Source organism: Streptomyces sp. NPDC086080 (genome assembly GCF_044540255.1).
GTDB lineage: Bacteria > Actinomycetota > Actinomycetes > Streptomycetales > Streptomycetaceae > Streptomyces.
In genome coordinates, this window is record NZ_JBITRU010000035.1 from 33,049 (window position 1) to 56,973 (window position 23,925).

At 71.8% G+C, this 23,925-nt stretch carries 2 protein-coding genes; both read left to right on the forward strand.

Features of this window, described 5'->3' with window-relative positions; genetic code table 11:
• Nucleotides 1-32 precede the first annotated feature (32 nt).
• Entirely contained in the window at nt 33-23,702 is a 23,670-nt protein-coding gene (locus ACIF9R_RS31500) for a non-ribosomal peptide synthase/polyketide synthase (protein ID WP_399985808.1), read from the forward strand.
• A complete protein-coding gene (locus ACIF9R_RS31505) occupies nt 23,702-23,914 on the forward strand; it encodes an MbtH family protein (protein WP_399985809.1) in 213 nt (70 codons plus the stop codon). Before ACIF9R_RS31500 ends, ACIF9R_RS31505 begins: the two co-directional genes overlap by 1 nt.
• The last annotated feature ends 11 nt before the right edge of the window (nt 23,915-23,925 follow it).

Genomic DNA, 23,925 nt, shown 5'->3' on the forward strand with positions numbered 1-23,925 from the left:
TCCGCCGCCCCGACGATCCGATGGAAGTGAGCATGAGCTCTGCTGATGTAGCGGCCGCGACTCAACTGCCCGGCGCGCGGCACACAATCGTCCGGTTGTACGAGTCGATGGTCGAGGCGCACCCCGATGCGCCGGCGATCACCGACGGCAGCCGCTCGTGGTCGTACCGGGAGCTGAACACGGCCGCCAACCGCGTCGCGTGGTGGCTGATCGGGCAGGGCGTCGGGCCCGAGCGGACGGTGGGCGTCGCCCTCCCTCACGGTCTCGACCAGGTCGCCGCGCTGCTCGGCACCCTCAAGGCGGGCGCCGTCTATCTGCCGCTCGACCCGGTCCTGCCTGCGGAGCGCATCGGGTACCTGCTGGGCGACGCCGCGCCGAGCCTGGTCCTGACCGACGGCACGGGCATGGGCTTCCCCGGAGCCGTCGACATCGGCGCCCCGTCCGTCGCCGCCGCCTGGGCCGCGCACCCCGAGGACAACCCCGAGGACGCCGACCGGGCCCATGCGCTCACCGCGGACCATCTGGCGTACGTCATCTACACCTCCGGCTCCACCGGCACCCCGAAGGGCGTCGGCGTCAGCCACGGCAGCGCCGTCAACCTCGCCCGTACCGTCACCGGCCAGTACGCCCCCGGCGACACCCCGCGCGTTCTGCAACTGGCGTCGCCAGGCTTCGACGTGGCGATCTGGGAGTTGCTCACCGCCGTGGCCACCGGCGGCACCCTGGTCGTCCCCCGCGCCGGGCAACTCGTCGGCGACGACCTGCTCCGGGTGCTTCGCGAGGAGCGGATCACCTGCGTCACTCTCCCGGTGCCCGTGCTGGCCTCACTGCCGCCGGACGCCGAGAACCGGTTGCCCGGCCTGACCACCGTGCACATCGGCGGCGAGACCTGCCCGCCCGAGCTGGTCCGCCGCTGGTCGACGGGCCGACGGCTGATCAACGGCTACGGCGCCACCGAGACCACCGTCGCCGCCACCCTCACCGCACCGCTGACCGGCACCGACGCCCCGATCGGCACCCCCATCGAGCACACCCGCGTCCACGTCCTGGACGACACGCTCGCACCCGTCGGCCCGGGACAGCCGGGCGAACTGTATGTCGCGGGCGCCAACGTGGCACGCGGATATCTGCGCCGCCCCGGCCTGACCGCCTCCCGCTTCCTCGCCGACCCCTACGGGCCCCCCGGCGCGCGCATGTACCGCACCGGCGATGTCGGCGTGCGCCACCCGGACGGCCGGCTGGAGTTCCTGCGCCGCGCCGACGACCAGGTCAAGATCCGTGGCGCCCGGGTCGAGCCCGGCGAGCTCGAAGCGGTGCTGCGGCGGCGGGCCGACATCGTGGACGCGGCCGTCGCCGTACGCGCCGACACCCGCGGCGAACTGCGCCTCATCGCCTACGTGGTGCCGTCCCCCGCCACCTCGACGGACGCGGCGCAGCTGCGCGACGAACTGCGCGCCACACTGCCGCCGTCGCTCGTCCCGGCGAGCGTCGTGCCCCTCGACAGCCTGCCGCTGACCCCGAACGGCAAGGTCGACCGCGATGCCCTCCCCGACCCCCGGTACACCCCGGCCGGGCTGGAGCGGACCGCGCGCAGCCCGCTGGAGGACATGCTCAGGACGCTGTTCGCCGAGATCCTCGAACTGCCGCAGATCGGTTTCGACGACGACTTCTTCGACCTGGGCGGACACTCCCTGCTCGCCGGCCGGCTCATCGGCCGGATCCGGGGCGCCCTCGGCCTCCACGTCGACATGCGGGACTTCTTCGAGAGGCCGACCCCGGCGGGCCTCGCCGCGCACCTCCAGCGGCAGGAGGCCGGCCCGGCCCGCCCGGAACTGACCCCGCTGCCGCGGCCCGAGCGGATCCCGCTGTCCTTCGCACAGTCGCGCCTGTGGTTCCTGCACCGGCTCGAGGGCCCGTCGGCGACCTACAACATGCCGCTCGCGCTCCACCTGACCGGCACCGTCGACAGCACCGCACTCGCCGAGGCCCTGGCCGACGTCGTCCGCCGCCACGAACCGCTGCGTACCCTGTTCCCCGAGACCGACGGACAGCCGTACCAGCGGATCGTCGACCCTGACGAGGTACGCCCGGACCTGCCCGTCCGCCGGATCGACGCGGCGGACCTGGACGAGGAACTGCGCCGGTCCGCGCGGTACGGGTTCGACCTGGCGCGGCAGCTCCCCGTCCGGGCCGAACTGCTCGTCCTCGGCCCCGACGAGTCCGTGCTGATGCTCGTCATCCACCACATCGCCGGCGACGGCTGGTCCGGCGCGCCGCTGGCCCGCGACCTGGTCACCGCCTACTCCGCGCGACGCGACGACACGGCCCCGCAGTGGCTGCCGCTCCCGGTCCAGTACGCCGACTACACGCTCTGGCAGCGCGCGCTGCTCGGCGACGAGAACGACCCGGCCGGTCCCCTGAACGAGCAGTTGAGGTACTGGCGCGACCAACTCGCCGACCTGCCCGACGAGATCACCGTGCACGGCGACCGGCCCCGGCCCGCCGTGGCGACCTTCCGGGGCGGCGTCGTCCCGATCACCCTGGACGCCGAACTGCACGCCGCCGTCACCGAACTCGCCCGGAGCAACGGCGCCACCGTCTACATGGTTCTGCAGGCGGCCCTCGCGGCCCTGCTGACCCGGCTCGGCGCGGGCACCGACATCGCCATCGGCGCCGGTGTCGCCGGCCGGTCCGAGCCCGCCCTCGACGACCTCGTCGGACTCTTCGTCAACATGCTGGTGCTGCGCACCGACACGTCCGGCTCCCCGAGGTTCGCGGATCTGCTCGACCGGGTCCGCGACACCAGCCTCGCGGCGTACAGCCACCAGGACATCCCGTTCGAGCAGCTGGTCGAGAGCCTCAACCCGCACCGCAGCGCCGGGCGCCAGTCGCTGTTCCAGGTCGCGCTGGTCCTGCAGAACAACACCTCCGTCCCGTTCGACCTGCCCGGACTCCGGGTACGCGCCGAGACCGTACCGACCGGCACCGCCCGCTTCGACCTCTCGCTGAGCGTCACGGAGAGCACGACACCCGACGGGACCCCGGCCGGCATCAGCGGCACGGTGGAGTACGCCGCCGACCTCTACGACCGGCCGACGGTACAGGCCGTCGTCGCGCGCTGGACCCAGCTGATCCGCCAGGTCGTGGCGGACCCCGGCCGCCGGATCGACACCCTGGACGTCACCACCCCCGACGACCAGTCCCGGCTGGCCGGATGGCGCCGCTCCGAGCGGGACGTCGAGCCGCTGACCTTCAGCGAGCTGTTCGAACGGCAGACGGCGGCCACCCCCGACGCCGTCGCGGTGAGCGACGGCGCCGACATCTGGACCTACGGAGAGCTGAACCGGCACGCCAACCACATCGCCGGCCGGCTCATCGACCGGGGCATCGGCCCGGAGGACCTGGTCGGCATCGCGCTGCCGCGCTCCGCCCGCCTGGTCGCCGCGCTCCTCGGAGTGCTCAAGGCCGGTGCGGCGTACGTACCGGTGGACCTCGTCTTCCCCGCCGGCCGCAACCGGCATGTGATCACCGACTCGGCGCCCCGGCTGGTGCTGACCTCCCGCGCCGGGGTCGAGGACCTGCCCTCCGACCTGACCTGTGAACTGGTCAGGGTCGACGAGGACGGGTTCCTGAGCGGGCGGCCGGGCCGGGACGACAACCCCACCGACCACGATCGCGTCCGGCCGGTGGACGTCGACAACCCGGCGTACCTCATCTACACCTCCGGTTCGACGGGCCGCCCCAAGGGTGTCGTGGTGACCCACCGCGGCCTCGCCGCCTTCGCCGAAACCCTGCGGCAGCGCTGCGCGGCGGACCGGGACAGCCGCGTACTGCAGCTGTCGTCGCCCAGCGTGGACGCCTCCGTCCTGGAGATGGTGTGGGCGTTCAGCTCCGGCGCCCGGCTGGTGATCGCCAGTCAGCACCGTCTGGCCGGCGACGAACTCGCCCAGGCACTCGCCGAGCATCGCATCACCCACGCGCACATCCCGCCGTCCGCGCTGAGCACCCTGGCACCGGAGACGGCCGACCGCCTGCCCGAGTTCCGCATGCTCAGCGTCGGCGCGGAGGCCTGCCCGCCCGAACTCGTAGAACTGTGGCTGCCGGGGCGTGAGTTCGTGAACGCGTACGGCCCGACCGAGTGCACCATCGCCGCCTCGCACACCTTCCCGCTCACCGAGGCACGCGCACCGATCGGCAGGCCGGTGTTCGACGCCGAGCTGCACGTCCTGGACGAGACCCTTCGCCCCGCCGCCCCCGGCGTGCCGGGCGAGCTGTACATCGGCGGCGCGGGCCTGGCCAGGGGCTATCTCGGCCGCAGCGGCCTGACGGCGTCACGGTTCGTCGCGAACCCGTTCGGCGCCCCCGGTGCGCGGATGTACCGGACCGGCGACGTCGTCCGCTGGAACGCCGACGGCGAACTGGAGTACCTGGGACGCTCCGACGAGCAGGTGAAGGTCCGGGGCTTCCGCGTCGAACCCGGCGAGATCGAGCGCGTCCTCGCGAGCCAACCGTCGGTCGAGCGGGCGGTGGTGGTGCCGCGCCGGGATCGTTCGGGAGCCGTCTCCCTGGCCGCGTACACCGTGCTGGCCGCCGAGGCGACGACCGAGGGCTTCGACGACCAGCTCTCCGAGTGGAACGACCTCTACGACCAGGTCTACACCGGCTTCTCCGGTGACGCGGGCCATGACTTCGTGGGCTGGAACAGCTCGTTCACCGGCGGCCCCATCCCCGTCGAGGAGATGCGGGCCTGGCAGCGCGCCGCCGTGGACGCGGTGCTGCGGTTCCGCCCCGGCCGGGTCCTGGAGATCGGCTCGGGCTCCGGTCTGCTGATGACCCCGCTGGCGGACGAGGTCGACGAGTACTGGGGCACCGACCTCTCGCAGGTCTCCATCGACCGCCTGAGCGACTTCGCCCGCCAACGCGGCTGGGGCCACGTGCGGTTGTCCTGCCGGCCGGCACACGACCTCTCCGGACTGCCCCACCGCCGCTTCGACACCGTCGTCATCAACTCGGTGGTGCAGTACTTCCCGAGCGCCGACTATCTGCGCGATGTGCTGACACGGGTCATGGATCTGCTCGCCCCCGGCGGCCGGGTGATCGTCGGCGACGTCCGGCACTACGGCCTGCTCCGCGCGTTCCAGACGGCCGTGCACACCTTCCGCGGCACCCCGGGGGCGCGCGCGGCGGTCGAGCGCGCGATGGCGGTGGAGAAGGAACTGCTGCTGGCCCCGGAGTTCTTCACCTCCTTCGAACACCCGGCCCTCTCCGGTGTCGAGGTGTCGCTCAAGGCGGGTGGGGCGTCGACCGAACTGTCCGGCTACCGCTACGAGGTCGTCCTGCACACCGCCCCCGCGCGGCGGCTCGGGGAACTGCCCGTCCTCGTCTGGGGCCGGGACATCACCGACCTGGACCAGCTGACCGGCCCGGCGCGGGTGACGCACATCCCGAACCCCCGTCTGGCCGACGGCGTGGCCGCGATACGGGCGCTGGACGGCGCGGACGCGGTCCCGCCCCCGGCGGGGCCCGACCTGGAGCCCGAGACGGTGCGGCAATGGGCGGCGGCACACGGAATGCGGGCGGTGCCGACCTGGTCGTCGCAGCGCTGGAACACCTACGACGTCGTGCTGACGGACGCCGCCGAGGCGGAGCCGCTGGCCGATGTGTACCGCCCCGCCGAGGCCGTCGCGCAGGCCAACGTGCCCGCGGTGGCCCGTACGGTCGGCGAACTGGTCTCCGAACTCCGCTCGACCCTCAAGGGACTGCTGCCGGACCATATGGTTCCGGCGACGATCACCCCGATCGAGCGGATCCCGGTCACCCCGAACGGAAAGATCGACCGCCGAGCGCTCCCGGACCCCGAGGTCATGGTCTCGGACGGCCGACGGCCACGCACTCCGCAGGAGCAGATCCTGTGCGAGCTGTACGCCGACATCCTGGGGCTGGAACGGGTCGGCGTCGACGACAGCTTCTTCGACCTCGGCGGTCACTCCCTGCTCGCCACCCGGCTGACCAGCCGGGTCCGCGCGGTACTGGGCGTCGAGGTCCTCCTGCGCCAGATCTTCGCGGCGCCTTCGCCGGCGGAGTTGGCGGTGGTGCTGGGGGAGGGGCTGGGCCGGGTGCAGTTGGCGTTGGAGCGGGTGGCGCGTCCTGCGTTGTTGCCGTTGTCGTCGGCTCAGCGGCGGTTGTGGTTCCTGCATCGGCTGGAGGGGCCGTCGGCGACGTACAACTCGCCGTTGGCGGTGCGGTTGTCGGGTGCGTTGGACGTGGTGGCGTTGCGTGCGGCGCTGGGTGATGTGGTGGGTCGTCATGAGGCGTTGCGGACGGTGTTCGCGGAGTCGGACGGTGTGCCGTATCAGCGGGTCCTCGACGCCGGTGAGGTCGTACTGCCCGTGCGGGAGGTCTCCGAGGGCGAGTTGCCGGGGGTGTTGCGGGAGGCGGCCCGTCATGCGTTCGACCTCTCACGTGAGATCCCGCTGAAGGCGGAGCTGTTCACCACCGGCCAGGACGCCTGGGTGCTGTTGCTGGTCGTGCATCACATCGCCGCCGACGGCTGGTCGCTGGGCCCGCTGGCCCGTGACCTGACGACGGCGTACGAGGAGCGCGCGGCGGGGCGTGCTCCGTCGTGGGTGCCGTTGCAGGTGCAGTACGCGGACTACACGCTCTGGCAGCAGCGGCTGCTGGGTGACGAGACCGACCCGGACAGCATGTTTGGACGTCAACTCGCTTACTGGAAAATGCAGTTGGCGGGGTTGCCGGAGCAGGTGTCGTTGCCGGCCGACCGGGTGCGGCCGCAGACGGCGTCCTATGCGGGTGATGTGTGCATGTTCCGTGTCGAGCCCGACCTGCACGCCGATCTGGTGGGGCTGGCGCGGCGGAGCGGAGCGACGCTGTTCATGGTCCTCCAGGCGGCGCTCGCCGCGGTGCTGACGCGTTCGGGCGCGGGCACCGATATACCCATCGGCAGCCCCATCGCCGGTCGGACCGACGAGGCGCTCGATGATCTGGTGGGGTTCTTCGTCAACACCCTGGTCCTCAGGACGGACACGTCGGGGAACCCGGGCTTCGACGAGCTGCTGCGACAGGTGCGGGAGACCTCGCTGGCCGCGTACGCGCATCAGGACGTGCCCTTCGAGTTCCTGGTGGAGAAGCTCAATCCGCAGCGCAGCACCGCGCACAGTCCGCTGTTCCAGGTGCTGCTGGCCTTCCAGAACAACCCGGAGACCAGCTTCGACCTGCCCGGCCTGCGCGCCGAACCCGACGAGATCGTCACCGGTGTGTCCCGCGTCGACCTCACCCTCAACATCACCGAGACCTTCGGCGACGACGGCTCACCGCAGGGCATCCGGGGCGCCGTCGAGTACGCCACCGACCTGTACGACGCCGCGACCATCGAGGCGTTCACCTCGCGCCTCGTACGGATGCTGCGGGCGGCAGTCGAGGACCCGGGTCGCCGTATCAACGCCTTCGACCTGCTCTCCGACGAGGAGAACGCGACGGTCCTCGCCCTGTCCGGACGCGACGCCGAGGCCCCCGGGCAGCGGGTCTGGCCGGCGATCTTCGAAGCCACGGCCACCGCGACCCCGGACGCGCCGGCGGTCGTCGAAGGGGACCTCACCTGGTCGTACGCGCAGCTCAACGCACACGCCAACCGTGTCGCCCGGTATCTGATCGGACGGGGAGTGGGCGCCGAGGACGTCGTGGGTGTGCTGATGCCGCGCAGCGCGACGCAGATCGCCACCCTGCTCGGGATCGGCAAGGCAGGCGCCGCGTTCCTGCCGATCGACCCGGCCTATCCGGCGGAACGCGTCGGCTACCTCATGGCGGACGCGGGGCCCAAGGTCCTGCTCACCGACACCGCCCACGCGGACACGGTCGCCGGGATCGACGCGATCACGACGGCCGCCACCGGGATCGACACGATCACGATCGACGATCCGGCCGTCGCCTCCGCGCTGCGGGACCTGCCGACGACCGACCCGACCGACGCCGACCGGCGGACCGCCCTGCGGGTCGAGCACCCGGCCTACGTCATCTACACCTCCGGGTCCACGGGCCGGCCCAAGGGCACGGTCGTCACCCACAGCGGCCTGGCCGCGCTGGCAGTCAGCGGTGGTGAGCGGGCGGACATCGACCGGAACAGCCGTGTGCTCCAGCTCACCTCGCCGAGCTTCGACGTCTCCGTCTTCGAGTTCCTCACCGCGTTCCACGTGGGCGCCGTCCTGGTGATGCCCGAAACCGGTCGGCTGTCGGGTGAGGAGCTGGCGGAACTGTTGGCGGGTGCGGGGGTGTCGCACGCGTTCGTGCCGCCGTCGGTGCTGGCGACGTTGCCGGACGAGGCTGCGGACGGGCTGCCGGAGTTGCGGAGTCTGGTGGTGGGTGGTGAGGCGTGTTCGGCGGAGTTGGTGCGTCGCTGGTCGGTGGGTCGGCGGATGACGAATCTGTACGGTCCGACGGAGACGACGGTGGCGGCGTCGGTGAGCCGTCCGCTGTCGGGGGGCGCGCATCCGATCGGTGCTCCGCTGGCGGGGACGCGGGTCCATGTGCTGGATGCGGGTCTGGGGCTGGTCCCTCGGGGTGCGCGGGGTGAGCTGTACATCGCGGGTGCTGGTGTGGCCCGTGGTTATCTGGGCCGTTCCGGGCTGACGTCGTCCCGTTTCGTCGCCGATCCGTATGGTCCGCCGGGTTCGCGGATGTACCGGACCGGTGATGTGGTCCGGTGGAACGCCGACGGCGAACTCGAATACCTCGGCCGCTCCGACGACCAGGTCAAGATCCGGGGCATCCGCGTCGAGCCCGGCGAGATCGAGGCCACGCTGCTGCGACAGCCCGGCGTCTCACGGGCCGTCGTGGTCGCCCGGCCCGATCAGCACGGCTTCCAGACGCTGTACGCGTATGTCACGGGCGGCGAGGAACCGGCCGACGCCACCCGGCTGCGCGAGGAACTGCGCCGCGAACTGCCCGACCATCTGGTACCGGCCGCGGTCGTCGCGCTCGACGAGTTCCCGCTGACACCGAACGGCAAACTGGACCGCAACGCGCTTCCCACGCCGCACCTCGTCACCACGGGCGCGGACCACCGATCGCCGGGCACACCGCAGGAGGAGATCCTGCGGTCGGTGTTCGCCGACGTCCTCGGGACCACACGAATCGGCGCCGAGGACAACTTCTTCGACCTCGGCGGCCACTCCCTCCTCGCCGGTCGGCTGATCTCGCGGATACGCGGCGCGCTCGGCGTCGATGTGTCGATGCGGACCTTCTTCAACGCCCCGACCCCCCGGCGACTCGCCGACCGGCTGGTGGAGGGCGGCCCCGTCCCGGCCCGACTGCGGCCGTTGCCCCGCCCCGAGGTCCTGCCGCTGTCGTTCGCCCAGCAGCGCCTGTGGTTCCTGCACAAACTGGAAGGCCCCTCGGCGACCTACAACTCCCCGCTGGCCATACGGCTCTCCGGTGACCTGGACGTACCGGCGCTGCGGACGGCGCTGGCCGACGTCGTCGCCCGGCACGAGGCACTGCGCACCGTCTTCGCCGAGCGGGGTGCCACCCCCTGCCAGCGGATCCTGGACGTGGCCGAGGCCGTTCCCGAGCTGGAGATCCGGGAGAGCACCGAGGCCGAACTGCCGGAGGCGCTGCGCGAGGCGGCGCGGTACGAGTTCGACCTGGCCCGTGAGATCCCGCTGCGGGCATGGCTGTTCGCGACCGGGCCCGGCGAGTGGACGCTGATGCTGGTCCTGCACCACGTCGTCGCCGACGGCTGGTCGCTGCAGGTCCTCGTGTCCGACCTGACGGCCGCCTACACCGACCGCCGGGCCGGCATCGCGCCGTCGTGGCAGCCGCTCGCGGTGCAGTACGCCGACTACACGCTCTGGCAGCGCGAACACCTCGGCACCGACGACGACCCCGACAGCGTCTTCAGCCGCCAGGTCGCCTACTGGCTGGAAGAACTGGCGGAACTGCCCGACCAGATGACGTTGCCCACCGACCGGCCGCGCCCCGCCGTCGCCAGCTATCACGGCGAGACCGTCACCTTCGACCTCGACGCCCGACAGCACGCCGAACTCGTCCACCTGGCCCGGGAAACCGGCACCACCCTGTTCATGATCCTTCAGACGGGCCTGGCCGGCGTGCTGACCCGTCTCGGCGCCGGAACCGACATCGCGGTCGGCTCGCCCATTGCCGGGCGCACCGACGAGCGCCTGGAGGACATGGTCGGGCTCTTCGTCAACATGCTGGTGCTGCGCACCGACACCGCCGGCGATCCCACGCTGAACGACCTGCTCACCCGGGTGCGCGAGACCTCCCTGGCCGCCTACGCCCACCAGCACATGCCCTTCGAGTACCTGGTGGAACGGCTCAACCCGCACCGGTCCGCCGCCCATCACCCGCTCGTGCAGATCCTGTTCGGACTGCAGAACACCGCCGAGCAGAACATCGACCTGCCGGGCGTCACTGCCTCCGGCACCTCGATCGACACCGGCGTCTCCCGCGTCGACCTCTCCATCAACATCGTCGAGGCCGCTGCACCCGACGGCAGTCCGGCCGGTCTCACCGGGGTGGTGGAGTTCTCCACCGATCTGTACGACCGCGCCACGATCGAGGCGTTCACGGCGCGCTGGGCACGCCTGCTGAGGACCATGGTGACCACACCGCAGTCCCGGCTGAGCGAGGTGGATCTGCTCGGTGCCGATGAGCGGGTACGGCTGCTGGAGCAGTGGGGCACGGCGAGGGCCGATGTCGGCTCGGTGACCTTGGCGGAGTTGTTCGAGCGTCGTGTCGCGGCGACTCCGGACGCGATCGCGGTGGTCGAGGGGGAGGTCAGCTGGTCGTACGCGCGGCTCGACGCGTACGCCAATCGTGTCGCCTGGTATCTGATCGGGCGGGATGTGGGTGCCGAGGACGTCGTGGGTGTGCTGATGCCGCGCGGTGCGAGGCAGATCGCGACCGTGCTGGGGGTGGGGAAGGCGGGCGCGGCGTATCTGCCGATCGATCCGGCCTATCCACGGGCACGGGTGGAATACGTGCTGGAGGACGCCGAACCGGCGCTGGTGATCGACGGGTCGGAGTCGTTCGAGGGGCTGCCCGAGCACGACCCGGCGGACCGGGACCGCGTCCGCCCGGTCGAGGTCGACAACCCGGCGTACGTCATCTACACCTCCGGCTCCACCGGCCTGCCCAAGGGCGTCGTCGTCACCCACCGCGGACTCGCGAGCATGGCGGCGACCCAGCGGCGACTCGGGGCCGGCGAGGGCTCCCGGGTGCTGCAGTTCGCTGCGCTCGGCTTCGACGCCACGGTCTGGGAACTCGTGATGTCACTCGACTCGGGCGCCACCCTGGTGCTGCCCGAGACCGACCGCCTCGCCGGCGAGGACCTGGCCGCCGTCCTGCGCGAGCAGCGCGTCACCCACCTCACCCTGCCGCCCACCGTGCTGGCGACCCTGCCCGACGAGGCCGCCACCCAACTCCCGGACCTGCACACCCTGGTGGTGGCGGGCGAGGCATGCACACCCGAGCTGACCGCGCGATGGTCGCCCGGCCGCCGCATGGTCAACGCCTACGGTCCGACCGAGGCGACCGTCTGTGCGTCGATGAGCGGGGAACTGTCGCCCGGCTCCACGCCGATCGGCGGCCCGGTCGCCAACACCCGCCTGTACGTGCTGGACGAGTCCCTCGGGCTGGTGGCGCCGGGTGTGCCGGGTGAGTTGTACATCGCGGGCGAGGGGCTGGCGCGGGGCTACGGCCGGCGTCCGGGCCTGACGGCGTCGCGGTTCATCGCCGATCCGTACGGTCCGGCCGGGACCCGGATGTACCGCACAGGCGACCTGGTCCGCTGGAACGCCGACGGAGAGCTGGAGTACCTCGGCCGCTCCGACGAGCAGGTCAAGATCCGGGGCTTCCGCGTCGAGCCCGGTGAGGTGGCGTCCGCGCTGCTCCGGCATACCGCGGTCGCCCAGGCCGCCGTGATCGTCCGCCCCGGCCCCCAGGACGACCTCCAGCTCCTGGCATACGCCGTACCGGCCGCCGGCCGGACCCTCGACGGCGGCGAACTGCGCGCGTGGTCGCAGAGCGAACTGCCCGAGCACCTGGTGCCGTCGGCCGTCGTCGTACTGGACGAGATCCCCCGCACCGCGCACGGGAAGATCGACGAGCGGGCACTGCCCGACCCCGAGCAGACCGGCGGCCGTACCCGCGCGCCGCGGACCCCGCAGGAGGAACTGCTCTGCCTCCTTTTCGCTCAGGTCCTCGACGTGCCGCAGGTCGGACCCGACGACAGCTTCTTCGATCTGGGCGGCCACTCGCTGCTCGCCACCCGGCTCATCATCCGCATCCGCAAGGCGTTCCGCTGTGAGCTGGCGCCCCGCGCCCTGTTCGCGGCGCCTTCGCCGGCGGAGTTGGCGGTGGTGCTGGGGGAGGGGCAGGGGCGGGTGCAGTTGGCGTTGGAGCGGGTGGCGCGTCCTGCGTTGTTGCCGTTGTCGTCGGCTCAGCGGCGGTTGTGGTTCCTGCATCGGCTGGAGGGGCCGTCGGCGACGTACAACTCGCCGTTGGCGGTGCGGTTGTCGGGTGCGTTGGATGTGGTGGCGTTGCGTGCGGCGCTGGGTGATGTGGTGGGTCGTCATGAGGCGTTGCGGACGGTGTTCGCGGAGTCGGACGGTGTGCCGTATCAGCGGGTCCTCGACGCCGGTGAGGTCGTACTGCCCGTGCGGGAGGTCTCCGAGGGCGAGTTGCCGGGGGTGTTGCGTGAGGCGGCCCGTCACGCGTTCGACCTCTCGTGTGAGATCCCGCTGATGGCGCGGCTGTTCAGCACGGTCCGTGATGAGTGGGTGCTGCTGCTGGTTGTGCACCATGTCGCGGCCGATGGCTGGTCGTTGGGGCCGCTGGCGCGGGATCTGGCCGAGGCGTACTCGGCTCGTCGGGTGGGGCGTGCTCCGTCGTGGGTGCCGTTGCAGGTGCAGTACGCGGACTACACGCTCTGGCAGCAGCGGCTGCTGGGTGACGAGACCGACCCGGACAGCATGTTTGGACGTCAACTCGCTTACTGGAAAATGCAGTTGGCGGGGTTGCCTGAGCAGGTGACGCTGCCGGCCGACCGGGTGCGGCCGCAGACGGCGTCCTACGCGGGCGACGTGCGCATGTTCCGCATCGACCCCGACCTGCACGCCGATCTGGTGGGGCTGGCGCGGCGGAGCGGAGCGACGCTGTTCATGGTCCTCCACGCGGCGCTCGCCGCGGTGCTGACGCGTTCGGGCGCGGGCACCGACGTACCCATCGGCAGCCCCATCGCCGGTCGGACCGACGAGGCGCTCGACGATCTGGTGGGGTTCTTCGTCAACACCCTGGTCCTCAGGACGGACACGTCGGGGAACCCGGGCTTCGACGAGCTGCTGCGTCGGGTGCGCGACACATCCCTGGCCGCGTACGCGCACCAGGACGTGCCCTTCGAGCACTTGGTGGAGAAGCTCAATCCGCAGCGCAGCACCGCGCACAGTCCGCTGTTCCAGGTGCTGCTGGCCTTCCAGAACAACCCGGAGACCAGCTTCGGCCTGCCCGGCCTGCGTACCCGTATGGAGGGCGTCAGCACCGGGCTGTCCCGCGTCGACCTGTTCATCAGCCTCGCCGAGCAGCAGGGCGCCGAAGGCGCTGCCGCCGGTGTCATAGGCGCCGTCGAGTACGCCACCGACCTGTACGACACCGCGACCATCGAGGCGTTCATCGGGCGCTGGCTGAAGTTCCTCGCCGCCGTCGCACGCGACCAGGGGCAGCGGATCGGGTCCGTGGACCTGCTGCTCGACGGCGAGCGCGACCAGCTGACCCGCTGGGCGTACACCGAGCCGACGGTACGACCGGCCACCCTGACCGAGCTGTTCGAGCGTCGTGTCGCGGCGACTCCGGACGCGACCGCGGTGGTCGAGGGGGAGGTCAGTTGGTCGTACGCGCGGCTCAACGCGCACGCCAACCGTGTCGCCTGGCATCTGATCCGACGGGGTGCGGGCGCCGAGGACGTCGTGGGTGTGCTGATGCCGCGCGGCGCGACGCAGATCGCCACCCTGCTCGGGATCGGCAAGGCAGGGGCCGCGTATCTGCCGATCGACCCGGCCTATCCGCAGGCCCGGGTGGAACATCTCCTGCGGGACGCCGAACCGGCGCTGGTGATCGACGGGTCGGACCCGTTCGAGGACCAGCCCGAGCACGACCCGGCCGACCGGGACCGTGTCCGGCCGGTCGGTGTAGACAACCCGGCGTACGTCATCTACACCTCCGGCTCCACCGGTCTGCCCAAGGGCGTCGTGGTGACCCATCGAGGTCTGGCCGCGCTCGCCGCCGGCACCGGGGAGCGCACGGACGTCGACAGCGACAGTCGGGTACTGCTCCTGGCCTCGCCGAGCTTCGACGCCTCCGTCCTCGAACTGATGATGGCCATCGGCGCCGGCGCCGCCCTCGTCGTCGCCCGCGAGAAGCGGCTGGCCGGTGAGGAGCTGGCCGGGTTGCTGGCGGGTGCGGGGGTGTCGCACGCGTTCGTGCCGCCGTCGGTGCTGGCGACGTTGCCGGACGAGGCTGCGGACGGGCTGCCGGAGTTGCGGAGTCTGGTGGTGGGTGGTGAGGCGTGTTCGGCGGAGTTGGTGCGTCGTTGGTCGGTGGGTCGGCGGATGACGAATCTGTACGGTCCGACGGAGACGACGGTGGCGGCGTCGGTGAGCCGTCCGCTGTCGGGGGGTGCGCATCCGATCGGTGCTCCGCTGGCGGGGACGCGGGTCCATGTGCTGGATGCGGGTCTGGGGCTGGTCCCTCGGGGTGCGCGGGGTGAGCTGTACATCGCGGGTGCTGGTGTGGCCCGTGGCTATCTGGGCCGTTCCGGGCTGACGGCGTCCCGCTTCGTGGCCGATCCGTATGGTCCGCCGGGTTCGCGGATGTACCGGACCGGTGATGTGGTCCGGTGGAACGCCGACGGCGAACTCGAATACCTCGGCCGCTCCGACCATCAACTCCAGATCCGGGGCATCCGCGTCGAACCCGGCGAGGCCGAGGCCACGCTGGCGGCGCATCCGGAGGTCGCCCGTGCCGTCGTGGTGGTCCGCGGCGATCGGCGGGGCGAGCCCGCGCTGGTCGGCTACCTGGTCCCCGCGCGGCCCGGCGTCGACTCCGGGTCCGTACGCGAGGACCTCCGCCGGCTGCTGCCCGACCACCTGGTACCGGCCGCGCTCGTGACGCTGCCGGAGCTCCCGCTGACGCCGAACGGCAAGCTCGACCACGAGGCGCTGCCGGAACCCGGCTTCGAGACCTCCGGGGGACGGGACCCCCGTACACCGGAGGAAGAGATCCTGTGCGGGCTCTTCGCCGAAATCCTCGGACTGGACCGGGTCGGCGTCGAGGACAGCTTCTTCGACCTGGGCGGCCACTCGCTGCTGGGCACCCGGCTGATCAGCCGCGTCCGCGCCGAACTCGGCGTCGAGGTCAGGCTGCTCACCCTCTTCGAGGCCTCCACACCGGCCGCGCTGGCACGGGCGGTCCTCGAAGCGAACTCCCCGGCCCGGGGCGCCCTCGTGCCCTTGCCGCGCCCCAAGACGCTGCCGCTGTCGTTCGCCCAGCAGCGGCTGTGGTTCCTGCACAAGCTGGAAGGCCCGTCGCCGACCTACAACATGCCGCTCACACTGCGTCTGACGGGCCCCCTCCAGGTGCCCGCGCTGCGGATGGCGCTGGCCGACGTCATCGCCCGGCACGAGGCGCTGCGCACCGTCTTCGGCGAGCACGACGGGGAGCCGTACCAGCGGATCCTGGACATGGCCGAGGTCAGGATCCAGCTCCCGGTGCGTGAGACCGACGGCACCGACCTCGACGAGGAGGTCAGGGACGCGGCACGCCACCGGTTCGACCTGGCCGCCGAGATCCCGCTGCGGGCCTCGCTCTTCGCGGCCGGCCACGACGAGTGGGTACTGATGCTGGTCCTGCACCACATCGTCGCCGACGGCTGGTCGCTGCGGCCGCTGGCCCGCGACCTGGCGACGGCGTACGCCGCGCGCGAGGCCGGCCGGACCCCGGACTGGTCCCCGCTGCCGGTGCAGTACGCCGACTACAGCCTCTGGCACCGGGAACTGCTCGGGGACGACACCGACCCCGAAAGCGAGTTCGGCCGCCAGCTCACGTTCTGGCGGGACCGGCTCGCCGGCCTGCCGGAGCAGGTGACGCTGCCCACCGACCGCCCACGTCCGGCGGCGGCCAGTTACCGGGGCGACGTCAGCACCTTCCAGGTCGACGATGCACTGCACGCCGAGCTGATGGCGCTGGCCCGGCAGACCGGTTCGACCCTGTTCATGGTGCTGCAGACGGCGCTGTCCGCGCTGCTCACCCGGTCCGGCGCCGGAACGGATGTGGTGGTCGGCGTGGGCGTGGCCGGCCGCACCGACGAACAACTCGACGACCTGGTCGGCTTCTTCGTCAACATGGTGGTGCTGCGCACCGACACCTCCGACGACCCTGCCTTCACCGAACTGCTCCAGCGGGTACGCGACACCAGCCTCGCCGCCTACGCGCACCAGGACATCCCGTTCGAGTACCTCGTCGAGAAGATCAACCCGCTGCGGTCGGCGTCGCATCAGTCGCTGTTCCAGATCGCCATGGTCCTGCAGAACAACGCCGAGGCCGACTTCACCCTCTCCGATCTGCGGGTACGGCAGGAGGGCCAGGGCACCGGCACCTCCCGCTTCGACCTGTCGCTGAGCATCACCGAGGCCGCCGCACCCGACGGCAGTCCGGCCGGTCTCACCGGGGTGGTGGAGTTCTCCACCGATCTGTACGACCGCGCCACGATCGAGGCGTTCACGGCGCGCTGGGCGCGTGTCCTGCAAGCCATGGTGACGAGTCCGGGTTCCCGGTTGAGCGAGGTGGATCTGCTCGGTGCCGATGAGCGGGTACGGCTGCTGGAGCAGTGGGGCACGGCGAGGGCCGATGTCGGCTCGGTGACCTTGGCGGAGTTGTTCGAGCGTCGTGTCGCGGCGACTCCGGACGCGATCGCGGTGGTCGAGGGGGAGGTCAGCTGGTCGTACGCGCGGCTCGACGCGTACGCCAATCGTGTCGCCTGGTATCTGATCGGGCGGGATGTGGGTGCCGAGGACGTCGTGGGTGTGCTGATGCCGCGCGGTGCGAGGCAGATCGCGACCGTGCTGGGGGTGGGGAAGGCGGGCGCGGCGTATCTGCCGGTGGACCCGGCCTATCCGCAGGCCCGGGTGGAGTATCTGTTGCGGGATGCCGAACCGGCTCTGGTGATCGACGGGTCGGAACTGTTCGAGGACCAGCCCGAGCACGCCCCGGCCGACCGGGACCGTGTCCGGCCGGTCGAGGTCGACAACCCGGCGTACGTCATCTACACCTCCGGCTCCACCGGTCTGCCCAAGGGCGTCGTCGTCACCCACCGGGGAATCACCAGCCTCGCCGCCACGCTGCGGCAGCGCTGCGCCGCCGACGGCGACAGCCGGATCATGCAGTTCTCGTCGCCGAGCTTCGACGCCGCCGTCCTGGAACTCGTCTGGGCCCTGGACTCCGGCGCCACCCTGGTGATCGCCTCGGCGGACCGGCTCGCCGGACAGGAACTGGCGCGGGTGCTCGCCGACCACCGCATCACCCACGCCCTGATCCCGCCGTCCGTGCTGAGCACCCTGCCGCCGGAAGCACCGCAGGACCTGACCGGCTTCCGGACCCTCGTCGTCGGCGCCGAGGCATGCCCGCCCGAGCTGCTGCGGGCCTGGTCGCCGGGCCGCCGTATGGTCAACGCCTACGGCCCCACCGAGTCCACCGTCGTCGCCAGCCAGACCGGAGACCTGTACGAGCCCCCGATGCCCATCGGCCCCCCGGCCCTCAACACCCGCCTGTACGTGCTGGACGACTCCCTCGGGCTGGTGGCGCCGGGTGTGCCGGGTGAGTTGTACATCGCGGGTGAGGGGCTGGCGCGGGGCTACGGCCGGCGTCCGGGCCTGACGGCGTCGCGGTTCCTCGCCGATCCGTACGGTCCGGCCGGAACACGGATGTACCGCACAGGCGACCTGGTCCGCTGGAACGCCGACGGAGAACTGGAGTACCTCGGCCGCACCGACGAGCAGGTCAAGATCCGGGGCTTCCGCGTCGAGCCCGGAGAGGTGGAACGCGTCCTCGCCGCGCAGACCTCCGTCGCGCGCGCGGTCGTCGTACCGCGCGAGGACCGCTCCGGAGCCGTTTCGCTCGCCGCCTACGTCGTACCGGCCGACGGGGGAACCACGGCGGACTTCGACGACCAGCTCGACGAATGGCGCAGCATCTACCACGAGGTCTACCGAGGCCTGCCGCGCGAGCCGGGCGCCGACTTCGAGGGCTGGAACAGCTCCTTCACCGGGGCGCCCATCCCGATCGACCAGATGCGGGAGTGGCAGCGGTCCGCCGTGGACCAAGTGGCAAGGTTCGGCCCCCGCCGGGTGCTCGAGATCGGCGCCGGCTCCGGCCTGGTGATGATCCCGCTGGTCGAGCGGACCGAGGAGTACTGGGCCACCGACTTCTCGGCCGCCGCCGTGGACAGACTCCGGGAGTACGCGCGCGAACGGCACTGGGAGCACGTACACCTGCGGTGCCGGCCCGCGCACGACGTGTCGGAGCTGCCCCGGGGCCACTTCGACACCATCGTGCTCAACTCGGTCGTCCAGTACTTCCCGAGCGCCGACTACCTGCGCGACGTACTGGGCAAGGCCATCGATCTGCTCGCCGACGGCGGCCGGATCATCGTCGGCGACGTACGGCACCACGGACTGCTGCGGGCGCTGCACACGGCGGTCCAGCGGTTCCGGCACCCCGGATCGGGGGCGTCCGCCGTGGACCACGCGGTCGCCGTCGAGAAGGAACTCCTCCTCGCCCCCGAGTTCTTCACCGCCTTCCGCCACCCCCGGCTCACCGGCGTCGAAGTGCTGCTCAAGCGCGGCGACGCCGACAACGAACTGACCGCGTACCGCTACGAGGTGGTGCTGCACACCGCCGCCGCGCGGCCGGTGGGGGACCTGCCGGAGCTGCTCTGGGGCCGCGACGTCACCGCCCTGGACGAGCTGACGGCACCGGCACGGGTGACCGGGATACCCAACCCCCGGCTGGCCGACCCGGCCGATCCCCCACTGCATCCCGAACGGATACGCCGGTGGGCGGCCGACCGGGGCTGGCGGGCGGTGCCGACCTGGTCGCCGAGGAACCGGGACACCTACGACGCGGTACTGCTCGCCGACACCGGCGACGACGCGCCCCTCGCGGACGTCTACCGGCCGGGCAGCCCGGAGGCGGTCGCCAACGTGCCCTCCCTCGCCCGCGGCGCCGGCGAGTTCGTGTCCGGACTGCGCGCCACCCTCAAGGCCCTGCTGCCCGACCACATGGTCCCGGCCACGATCACACCGATCGAACGCATCCCGCTCACCCCGAACGGCAAGATCGACCGCAAGGCCCTGCCGGAACCCGAGTTCATGACCACCGGCGCCGAGGACCGGGGTCCGCGCAACCCGTACGAGGAGATCCTCTGCGAGCTGTTCGCCGACCTCCTCGGCCTGCCTCGGGCCGGCGTCGACGACGACTTCTTCGACCTCGGCGGCCACTCGCTGCTCGCCACCCGGCTCACCAGCCGCATCCGAGCCGTCCTCGGTGTCGAGGTGCCCCTGCGGCAGGTGTTCGCCGCTTCGTCACCCGCCCGGCTCGCCGCGGTGCTGGCCCAGGGAGCGGGCCCCGACAGCACGCTGCCCGCCCTCGTGCCGGAGCGCCGCCCGGAGGTGCTGCCCCTGTCGTTCGCGCAGCGGCGGCTGTGGTTCCTGCACAAGCTGGAGGGCCCGTCCGCGACGTACAACTCGCCTCTGGCGATACGGCTTTCCGGTGCCCTCGACGTGGCCGCGATGCGGTCCGCCCTGGGCGACGTGGTGGCCCGGCACGAGGCGCTGCGCACCGTCTTCGCCGAGCGGAGAGGAGTGCCGCACCAGCGCATCCTGGACGTCGACGGCATCGACCTGCCGGTGCGTGAGGTCTCCGAGGACGAGCTGACGGGGGTCCTCCGGGACGCCTCCCGGCACGTTTTCGACCTGGCGCGGGAGATCCCTTTGCGGGCCTGGCTGTTCACCACGGGCCCCGACGAATGGGTGCTTCTGCTGGTCGTCCACCACATCGCCGCCGATGGCTGGTCGACGCGGCCACTGGCCCGCGATCTGACGACGGCGTACGAGGACCGCGTGGCGGGACGCGCCCCGTCCTGGGCGCCGCTGCCGGTGCAGTACGCGGACTACGCGCTGTGGCAGCGCCGGATGCTCGGCGATGATACCGACCCCGACAGCCGGATCGGCCGGCAGCTCGCCCACTGGCGAGACCGACTCGCGGGCCTGCCGCGGCTGGTGACCCTGCCGACCGACCGGCCGCGCCCCGAGGAGGCAGGCAACCGGGGCGCGACGCTGACCCGGACCCTCGACGCGGACCTCCACGAGGCCCTGCGGGCGCTGGCACGCGACAACGGAGCGACCCTGTTCATGACCCTCCAGGCGGCGCTCGGCGCACAGCTGACCCGCAGCGGGGCCGGCACCGACATCCCGGTGGGCGTACCCGTCGCCGGGCGCGTCGACGACGCCCTCGACGACCTGATCGGCTTCTTCATCAACACGCTGGTGCTGCGCATCGACACCTCCGGCGGCCCGAGCTTCGTCCAGCTCCTGGAGCGGGTGCGTGACACCAGCCTGGCCGCCTACGCCCACCAGGACATTCCCTTCGACCATCTGGTGGAGAAGCTCAACCCCGACCGGTCGGCCGCGCACCACCCGCTCTTCCAGGTCCAACTCGCACTGCAGAACACACCGGCGGCCGAGTTCGAACTGGCCGGCCTGACCGCGCGGCCGCAGCTGGACGGTGTCGAGACCGGAGTGGCCCGGGTCGACCTCACCGTCAACGCGATCGAGACGTTCCACGAGAGGGGCACGCCCGCCGGGCTGATCCTCACCGCCGAGTACGCCACCGATCTCTACGACGGCGCGACCATCGGCGGCTTCCTCGACGCGTTCACCGAGTTGCTGCGCGAAGTCGCCGACTCTCCCCACCAACCCATCGGAGGACTTGACGTGACGAGCGGGGCGGAAGCCGATATCGCTGATCCCGTGCCGGGAACGCTGCCGTGGCTGTTCGAGACCTGGGCGGCCGCCGACCCGTCCGCGATCGCCGTGACCGACGGCGCCACGGACCTCACCTACGCCGAGCTGAACAGCCGGGTGAACCGGATGGCGCGGGCCCTGATCGACCGGGGCGTGGGCCCGGAGGACCTGGTCGCCGTGCTGCTGCCGCGCGGTGTGCCCCAGGTCGTCACCGTCCTCGCCATCGCCAAGAGCGGGGCGGCGTATCTGCCGATCGACCCGGCCTACCCGGCCGACCGGGTGGCGTACCTGTGCGCGGACGCCCGGCCGGGCCTGGTCGTGACGGATGCCTCCGGGGCCGCCCGACTCGGCACTCGGCAGCCGGTGTTCGACATCGACGACCCGGCCACCGTCACGCGATGGGAGGGCATGCCGGACACGAACCCCACCGACCGCGACCGCTCGGCCGCCCTCAACCCGCACCATCCCGCCTACGTCATCTACACCTCCGGATCGACCGGCCGGCCCAAGGGCGCGGTGATCACCCACGCGGGCCTGGCCGACGCGGCCGAGGCCTGGCGGGACCGCTGGGGCTTCGGCCCGGACTCCCGTGTCCTGCAGCTCTCCTCGCCCAGCTTCGACGCCTCGGTGATGGACCTCGTCGTGGCGTTCGCCGCGCACGGCACACTCGTCCTTCCCGAGCCGGGCCTGCTCGCGGGCGAGGCGCTGGCCCGGGTGCTGGCCGAGCAGCGGATCACCCACCTGGTGACGCTGCCGTCGGTGCTGGCCAGCGTGCCCGCCGACGCGCCGGCCCGCCTCACCGAACTGCGCGGCCTGCTCCTCGGCGGCGAGGTCCTCACCCCCGATCTCGCCGCCCGCTGGTCGCCGGGACGGCGTGTGATCAATGTCTACGGCCAGACCGAGACCACCGTCGCCTGCACGATGACGGACCCCCTGAACGTGGCGGACGGCGCACGCGTCACGGTCGGCCGCCCCAACCCGGGGATGCGCGTCTACGTCCTCGACGAGGCCCTGCGGACGGTGCCGCCCGGAACCGACGGCGAACTGTACGTCGCCGGTCCGGCCGTGGGCCGAGGCTATCTGCACCGGCCCGGACCGACCGCGAGCCGCTTCGTCGCCGACCCCTACGGCCCGGCCGGCTCACGGATGTACCGCACCGGGGACATCGGCCGCCTCAACCACACGTTCGAGCTGGAGTACGTGGGCCGCACCGACGACCAGGTGAAGATCCGCGGGATGCGGGTCGAGCCCGGCGAGGTCGAGGCCGCGCTGGCCAAGCACCCGGCCGTCGCACGGGCCGCCGTGGCCGTACGGGCCGACCGCCAGGGCGACGCCGCGCTGTTCGGCTACGTGGTCCCCGCCCGCCTCGACGCCGATGTCACCGGCATCCGGGAGGACCTGCGCCGGTCGCTGCCGGAGCATCTGGTGCCGACGGCGGTGACGGCAGTCGAGGACTTCCCGCTCACACCGAACGGCAAGGTCGACCGGGAGGCGCTGCCGGCACCGCAGATCGCGGCACCCGTGGGGCGCGGACCGCGCACTCCGCAGGAGGAGATCCTCTGCGGACTGTTCGCCGAGGTGCTGAACCTGGGGCAGATCGGCGTCGAGGACAACTTCTTCGACCTCGGCGGCCACTCCCTGCTGGCCAACCAGCTCATCGCCCGCATCGCCGAGGTGATGGGCACGGAGGTCCCGGTCCGGGCCTTCTTCGCCGGGCCCACCGTCGCCCAACTCGCGGAGCACCTCGGCTCCGACGGCACCGACAGGGCCTTCGACGTACTCCTCCCGCTGCGCACCGGGGGCACCCTGCCGCCGCTGTTCTGCGTCCACCCCGGGGCGGCGATCTGCTGGTCCTACTCGGACCTGCTGCTGCGTCTGAGCCCCGACTTCCCGGTGTACGGGCTGCAGTCCCACGCGCTGAGCCACCCCGGCGAACTGCCGGAGACCCTGATCGAGGTCGCCGACCACTGCATCGAGGAGATGCGGCAGGTGCAGAAGACCGGGCCCTACTACCTGCTCGGGCAGTCGTTCGGCGGAGTCGTGGCACACGCCATGGCCGCCCGTCTCGAGGCCGCCGGGGAACGGGTCGGGCTCATCGTCGCGCTCGACTCCGAACCGGCGAGGCCCCTGACCGAGGAGGAGCAGCAGCAGGTCGTCGAGGCCACCGCCAAGGTCTACACCGGCATCCTCGAAGTGCTGGGCATCGACCCGGCGGCCCTGCCGAGCGGCAAGCTCACCTTCGCCCAGTTCTCGGAGCTGGCCCGCACCACCAACACGGTCCTCGGCAATGTCGCCGAGGACGAGTTCCAGCTGCTGATGGAGATCCTGCACCGCAACATCACCATCGCCACCCGGCACCGGCCGGAACGGGTCGACACCGACATGCTGATCTTCGGCGCCACCGAGGAACGGGAACGGGTGCTCGACCCCGAGGTGTGGCGGGACTTCGTCGCCGGCGAGATCACGTACCACCCGGTCCCCACCGGCCACAGCACGATCATGACGCCGGAAGCGCTCAAGCTGATCGGCCCGGTCCTGGAGAAGCACCTCCGGGCCGTCATCGCCCGCAACGCGACAACCAAGGAGGAGAACTGATGGGCAACCCCTTCGACGACACCGAGGGAACGTTCCTGGTCCTGGTCAACGACGAGGCTCAGTACTCGATGTGGCCCGCGGCCGTCGACGTACCGGCCGGATGGACCGTCGCCCACCCCGAGGACACCCACCAGGCCTGCCTCGACTTCGTCGAGGAGCACTGGACCGACATGCGGCCCCGGAGCCTGGCCCGCGCCATGGGCGAGGAGTGAACCCGCCACCG

Bases quoted from the DNA above. Each gene is read 5' to 3' on its own strand.
- ACIF9R_RS31500 (WP_399985808.1), top strand. From the start codon at position 33: ATGAGCTCTGCTGATGTAGCGGCCGCGACTCAACTGCCCGGCGCGCGG.
- ACIF9R_RS31505 (WP_399985809.1), top strand. From the start codon at position 23,702: ATGGGCAACCCCTTCGACGACACCGAGGGAACGTTCCTGGTCCTGGTC.